This window comes from Nostoc cf. edaphicum LEGE 07299 (genome assembly GCF_015207245.1).
Lineage (GTDB): Bacteria > Cyanobacteriota > Cyanobacteriia > Cyanobacteriales > Nostocaceae > Nostoc > Nostoc edaphicum_B.
In genome coordinates this window covers 1-5,697 of the sequence record NZ_JADEXF010000285.1, presented here as the reverse complement: position 1 = coordinate 5,697, position 5,697 = coordinate 1, and the positions used below count along the sequence as shown (strand labels likewise).

Sequence of the window (5,697 nt, the reverse complement as noted above, 5' to 3'; positions counted from 1 at the left end):
TCGAGATGCTAATCCCACTTAATTTTGCCAAAAAGATGGAGTTGTTTACCACTACCTGTATTATGAAAACTATCTAAACTAGAAATGTGAGCTGATTGAGGTCATTAAGAGCTTGCAGCTAATAACTCTGTCTGTAAATTATAAGGTGAAGGTATCATGACAACTACCCTAAAAGTTGAAATTGCTAAGGCAGCAAATCTTGAAGAAGCCATTACTAATGCTATTAATGAAGCCCGAACAACTTGCGATCTAGATGGCAGTAATTCTGCTGGCTGTGTCGTAGCCTGGGATATTGTAGAAGAATTGCAAGCCGAGAAATCTCATCAACACCAAGCAAAATCAAAGAAAACCTCTTTGGAAAATTACTGCGATCGCCATCCAGATTCTGTAGAATGTCTAATCTACGACGTTTAACAAGAAAGAATTCAGGAGTCAGGAATCAGAATTGAGTATGAATTGGAGTTCGAGTGCAGACTTCGGCATGAGCGCTCAGTCGAATGCTGAATACGTGGATTTAAGTGCCCTACTAATTGATTCTGAATTCTGCATTCTTCTTTAACTTTTCCGTAAATCAGTTATTGCTGATTGTGTTATTTGCTTAATTGCCTCTAAATCAAGTGGTGGGGCTTCACTTTCCATTCCCAACCACAACAGATATTCGATATTCCCAGCAGGGCCAGTGATCGGCGACCAAGTTAAGCCTTTGTATTTCCACCCTAATTCGTGGGCAGCTTGCAACACCTGGAAAATGGCATCAGCTTGGTCGTTTGGATCGCGTACAACACCTTTTTTACCCACACGGGATCTGCCGACTTCAAACTGTGGCTTGACTAACAATACAGTTTCTCGGTTAGCTTGAGTTAGTTGCCACAAAGCAGGCAGAATCTTAGTTAAAGAAATAAACGATACATCAACCACCGCCAAATCAGGAATCGGGTCATTTTCACCATATAACTCATCCGGTCGTAGTTGGCGTAAATTGGTGCGTTCCCGCAAAATCACCCGCGGATCATTTCGCAACCGCCAGTCAACTTGTCCGTAACCGACATCAATACCGTAAACTTGTTTTGCTCCAGCTTGCAAGAGACAATCAGTAAAACCACCAGTAGAAATCCCACCATCTAAACAAATGCGCTCTGCTACAGGAATGGCAAATACTGACAAAGCTTTAGAGAGTTTTTCACCGCCTCTAGAAACAAAAGGCGATCGCTCTTTAATATTTATTTGAGCTGCAATATCAACTTCAGTACCAGGTTTATCAACTAGCTGCTGATTAACAGTAACTTCTCCCGCCTGAATTAACCTCTGTGCTAAGGCGCGAGAAGAACATAAATTTAACTCTACTAATAGTGTGTCGAGTCGCTGTTTAGCCAATTAATTAGACTCTCCTGGTAAAATTAAAGCCAAAGCACGATTGATGATTTCTTCGCGGTTAACCAGCTTTTCTAATTCTTGGGCTTCATAACGACCTTCTTCTACTTCTAGAGAAGCCTCATCAATGGCATTTAAATAGGCTTCTGCTAAGGTTTCTAACAATTCTTCTGGCGTGAGATAATATCCCCTCGTTTTACGCCGCTTATTTTCCCGCTGAATTTCCCGAACCGAATTCCGAATAGAGACTTCCCAAGAGCGAGTAGTGCGATTTTCAGCTTGTTGTTTAATCAAATGCAACAATAAAATCACTGCATAGCTACGAATCGTCTTGATTATGTCATTTCGGCTCATTTCTGTTAATTCTTCAACTATAATCAATGCTCCTTGAACATCGCCTTTAACAAGTAAGTCTTTTAGGGTTAATAATTCTTCCATAATCAGCGCCTCAAACATCGGCAACTTCTATTGTGGCTTATGACGGTTCCAGTTCAGATAAGACAAGCTAATGCGTTTAATCTATTAGCGATCGCTATTTAAATGTATTATTCTTTGCAAATACCACAATATTCAGATAATTAAGATACAGCAAAATCAGTGTATTGCCGTAGTTCGGCAGGATGGAAACCCAAGACAATATCTTCGCGCAAAATACCCGCTTCTAATAATGCCTCTGCAACTGGCTGAGAAGTACCATCATATTGAATCCACACTTTATCATTAATAATATCTATATGTACCACCGAACCATGTACGCGGCGCACTCCATCCCAGCCAATGTGTAACACTTCGTAGTGGTCTCGCTCCAAATCAATGACTGCTTCTGTCTCTATTTGACCGTTAGCAGGCTTGTGACTAGCATAGTCAAATATCAACTGACGAATAATTTCACGATACCGAGCTAGCTTATCCATCTGATAATCCTTTCTAGTTGCTCGTCAAAGACAATTAGGTTTATTCCTATACTATTAAGAATTAGCTGACCAAAGCGTTCGGAAAATATACCTTCGTAAACCCGCTTGGGAACTGCTAAATAAAGTTGGCGTTTTGGTTGTAGTTCTTTAAGCACGCTACGATAAACTTCATACTGTCCTACAGCTTCCTGGAGGTCATTCACGGGAGAAGGACTCAGAAAACTTTTGATTTCAACAGCTATTTTTTGATCGTCTCTCTCAGCAGCAATGGTAACTCTTTCTGCTCCAATATCTACGTAAAGTTCTCTACCCCCGTATGCTAGGTATAAGGGATCGTTGGTTATTGTCCAACCATCTGCAATAAGTGCTTTAATAACTGCGGTGTGGTAAATGTCTCTGGCTGGCATTAGTCGAAAGATAGCTTCAAAAACACAGCTTTAATCTAGCAAAGTTATTTTATACAGGCGCGATCGCAAATTAAAATAAATAACTAATATAAATATAAGATGTTCCTTTGAGGAGTCGAAGAAAAGCCGCACCATGCAGGAATTCTAGATCATTAATACTTATAGAACTATTAGCCCAAAATTATTTATATCAATAATAAATATCATAAGAGCAGGTATAAAATTTTTTAAGTACTACTAATTAATTTGTCAAACAAAAATTTTTTGCATTAATAAAAGTAAACGCACTTTGCCAATCAAGCCAAAGTGCGATATGTATGAAGTCCACTTAAGATTACAGGAACTTTGTTTGTATAGTTCCACGATTTCTAATTACCAGAGCTAGATGCTAAATATCTATCTCGCTCAACTCGCGTGTGATGTGATCGAATGGTTCATCCACAAAAGCAGTATTAGCCACACCAGCTGCTGCTACTTGCTCCTTAATCAGATCCTTGAGAATCTGGATACCGCGAACCGTAGGCCCAATAGGTACTCCTAGAGAATTGTAAGTTTCCCGTAGCCCTTGTAGCACTCGTTCATCCAACACATTTGTATTTCCTGCAACCAGCGCATAGGTTGCATAGCGCAGATAGTAGTCCATATCGCGCAGACAAGCTGCATAACGACGAGTTGTATAAGCATTTCCACCAGGGCGAATCAATTCTGGCAGTTCTTCAAATAACTTCAAACCAGCTTGTTTGACAAGTGCAGCTGCATTAGAATTGATTGCCGCCGCCGCTTGTACTCTTGCTGTACCACTATCAAAGTAAGACTTTAGGCTATCGATCGCATTCCGGTCAAAATACCGACCAGCTAAGTCATAATTCTTAATTAAACTTGTTACCGCATCGCGCATTCCTTCTTCTCCCAATCATTACTATTTATGGTTTGATATTTATTTGGCTGCACTTATGCACCAGTAAATTTTTGTGCTATTAAAAATAGATTCGGCACAAAAACAATTTATCCACTATCTATGGATTCTATGCCAAAGTTGACCCCTATATGATGAACTTTCCAGTTTTGTACAGATGATCCCTGAAAGGTTAATATAACCTGATAATCCAGATATCTGTAGCACAAACTACAAAATCAGCTAATGTCTAGTATTTAAGATATTTCTGGTGTGTCACGGACTGATTGAGATCAGCAGGGTTAGGATGCAATGTAAGATTCTGGTTTTACTTTAGGAAATTGGTAGAGAAGGAGTAACAATGACGACACCCCAAGAACTCTTGAAGAAAATTCAAGATGAAAAAATTCAACTGATTGATCTCAAATTCATCGATACAGTAGGGACTTGGCAGCACCTCACACTGTACCAGAACCAAATCGATGAGACTGCATTCACTGATGGCGTAGCTTTTGACGGTTCCAGCATTCGGGGTTGGAAAGCGATCAACGAATCGGACATGACAATGGTACTCGACCCCAACACTGCTTGGATCGACCCATTCATGGAAGTACCAACACTAAGTATAATTTGTAGTATTAAAGACCCCCGCACGGGTGAACCGTACAACCGTTGCCCACGCGTTATTGCCCAAAAAGCAATAGATTACTTGGTTTCCAGTGGCATTGGTGATACAGCCTTCTTTGGCCCTGAAGCTGAGTTCTTTATTTTTGATAGTGCTAGGTTTGCCCAAACTGCTAACGAAGGCTACTACTTCTTAGACTCCGAAGAAGGTGCTTGGAATTCCGGTAAAGCTGGTACAGAGCAAAAACCCAACTTGGGTTACAAACCACGCTTCAAAGAAGGTTACTTCCCAGTCTCACCGACGGATTCTTTTCAAGATATCCGTACAGAGATGCTGTTGACAATGGCAGAATTAGGTGTGCCCATTGAAAAGCATCACCACGAAGTTGCTACTGGTGGTCAGTGCGAACTAGGTTTCCGTTTTGGTAAGTTGATCGAAGCAGCTGACTGGTTGATGACTTACAAATATGTCATCAAGAACGTTGCCAAGAAATACGGTAAAACTGTCACCTTCATGCCAAAACCGATTTTTGGCGATAACGGTTCAGGAATGCACTGTCACCAGTCCATCTGGAGAGACGGTCAACCTCTGTTTGCAGGTGATAAGTATGCTGGCTTGAGTGAAATGGCGTTGTACTACATTGGTGGTCTTCTCAAACACGCACCAGCACTATTGGCAATTACCAACCCCAGCACCAACTCATACAAGCGCCTAGTACCTGGTTATGAAGCTCCTGTTAACTTAGCTTACTCCGAAGGGAACCGTTCTGCTTCTATCCGTATTCCTCTATCTGGTAAGAACCCCAAAGCCAAACGTTTGGAATTCCGTTGTCCAGATGCTACATCTAACCCCTACTTAGCATTTGCTGCAATGCTTTGTGCTGGTATCGATGGCATCAAGAACAAAATCCATCCTGGTGAACCCTTAGATAAGAATATCTATGAACTTTCTCCAGAGGAGCTTGCAAAAGTTCCCTCAACTCCAAGTTCTTTAGAACTAGCACTGCAAGCACTAGAAAACGATCACGCCTTCTTGACAGAATCAGGCGTATTCACGGAAGACTTTATCGAAAACTGGATCGACTACAAGCTTAACGAAGCCAAGCAGTTGCAGCTGCGTCCTCATCCCTATGAGTTTTACCTCTACTACGATGCTTAATTAAGTACCGTACCTATCTAAATATATAAGTTTTGCCACCCTAGAGGGTGGCTTTTTTTTCAAAGTTGTCGGTTGAAATATTCACTTAAAAAATCAACCTTAAAACTCTTCAGACTTAGCTCATGGAAGCGTGGCTGGGGCCATAAATCATCCGGCTGCTAGCATCTACTTTGCCTTGAATCGGATTCCAGTAGTGAGATACTTCTTCAGGAAGACCAAGTTCTTGTGCTGCACGCATCAGCATTGATTGTTGGCGATTCTTGACTTGTTGGTGTTCACGCACCATTAATGCACGAGATTTATCTGCGATAGACATAACCCTTTCTC

Annotated in this window: 8 protein-coding genes; 2 read left to right on the top strand and 6 right to left on the bottom strand. The window is 41.1% G+C overall.

What is annotated here, in order from left to right; translation table 11 throughout:
- The first annotated feature begins 156 nt into the window (after positions 1 to 156).
- Positions 157 to 414, top strand: coding sequence for a Calvin cycle protein CP12 (locus tag IQ229_RS10615; RefSeq protein ID WP_194043492.1), 258 nt, complete (start codon positions 157 to 159; stop codon positions 412 to 414).
- 141 nt (positions 415 to 555) lie between these two features.
- Here IQ229_RS10615 and IQ229_RS10610 read toward each other — a convergent pair whose 3' ends face one another.
- The 5 genes from IQ229_RS10610 to apcB all read right to left on the bottom strand — a co-directional run bounded on the left by IQ229_RS10610 (position 556) and on the right by apcB (position 3,590).
- The gene (locus tag IQ229_RS10610; RefSeq protein ID WP_194043490.1) at positions 556 to 1,374 is read right to left on the bottom strand and encodes a TlyA family RNA methyltransferase; all 819 of its coding nucleotides are present in this window, start codon (positions 1,372 to 1,374) and stop codon (positions 556 to 558) included.
- Positions 1,375 to 1,809 (bottom strand): DUF29 family protein, encoded by a 435-nt coding sequence (locus IQ229_RS10605; RefSeq protein ID WP_194043488.1) that lies wholly within the window; start codon positions 1,807 to 1,809, stop codon positions 1,375 to 1,377.
- Positions 1,810 to 1,949: 140 nt separating this feature from the next.
- Complete coding sequence (locus IQ229_RS10600; protein ID WP_194043486.1) at positions 1,950 to 2,285, bottom strand: XisI protein; 336 nt, start codon at positions 2,283 to 2,285, stop codon at positions 1,950 to 1,952.
- On the bottom strand, positions 2,273 to 2,692 hold the full coding sequence (locus IQ229_RS10595) for a XisH family protein (protein ID WP_194043484.1): 420 nt from the start codon (positions 2,690 to 2,692) through the stop codon (positions 2,273 to 2,275). Before IQ229_RS10595 ends, IQ229_RS10600 begins: the two co-directional genes overlap by 13 nt.
- Positions 2,693 to 3,080: 388 nt before the next feature.
- A complete protein-coding gene (apcB, locus tag IQ229_RS10590) occupies positions 3,081 to 3,590 on the bottom strand; it encodes an allophycocyanin subunit beta (RefSeq protein WP_194043482.1) in 510 nt (169 codons plus the stop codon).
- Positions 3,591 to 3,948: 358 nt separating this feature from the next.
- On the opposite strand from apcB, the gene glnA reads away from it, so the two are divergent.
- On the top strand, positions 3,949 to 5,370 hold the full coding sequence (gene glnA / locus IQ229_RS10585; protein WP_194043480.1) for a type I glutamate--ammonia ligase: 1,422 nt from the start codon (positions 3,949 to 3,951) through the stop codon (positions 5,368 to 5,370).
- Positions 5,371 to 5,485: 115 nt separating this feature from the next.
- Here the strand turns inward: glnA and IQ229_RS10580 are convergent, their stop codons facing one another.
- Complete coding sequence (locus tag IQ229_RS10580) at positions 5,486 to 5,686, bottom strand: hypothetical protein (protein ID WP_012411649.1); 201 nt, start codon at positions 5,684 to 5,686, stop codon at positions 5,486 to 5,488.
- Positions 5,687 to 5,697 lie beyond the last annotated feature (11 nt).

Bases quoted from the DNA above. Each gene is read 5' to 3' on its own strand.
- IQ229_RS10615 (WP_194043492.1), top strand. From the start codon at position 157: ATGACAACTACCCTAAAAGTTGAAATTGCTAAGGCAGCAAATCTTGAA.
- IQ229_RS10605 (WP_194043488.1), bottom strand. From the start codon at position 1,809: ATGGAAGAATTATTAACCCTAAAAGACTTACTTGTTAAAGGCGATGTT.
- IQ229_RS10600 (WP_194043486.1), bottom strand. From the start codon at position 2,285: ATGGATAAGCTAGCTCGGTATCGTGAAATTATTCGTCAGTTGATATTT.
- IQ229_RS10595 (WP_194043484.1), bottom strand. From the start codon at position 2,692: ATGCCAGCCAGAGACATTTACCACACCGCAGTTATTAAAGCACTTATT.
- apcB (WP_194043482.1), bottom strand. From the start codon at position 3,590: ATGCGCGATGCGGTAACAAGTTTAATTAAGAATTATGACTTAGCTGGT.
- glnA (WP_194043480.1), top strand. From the start codon at position 3,949: ATGACGACACCCCAAGAACTCTTGAAGAAAATTCAAGATGAAAAAATT.
- IQ229_RS10580 (WP_012411649.1), bottom strand. From the start codon at position 5,686: ATGTCTATCGCAGATAAATCTCGTGCATTAATGGTGCGTGAACACCAA.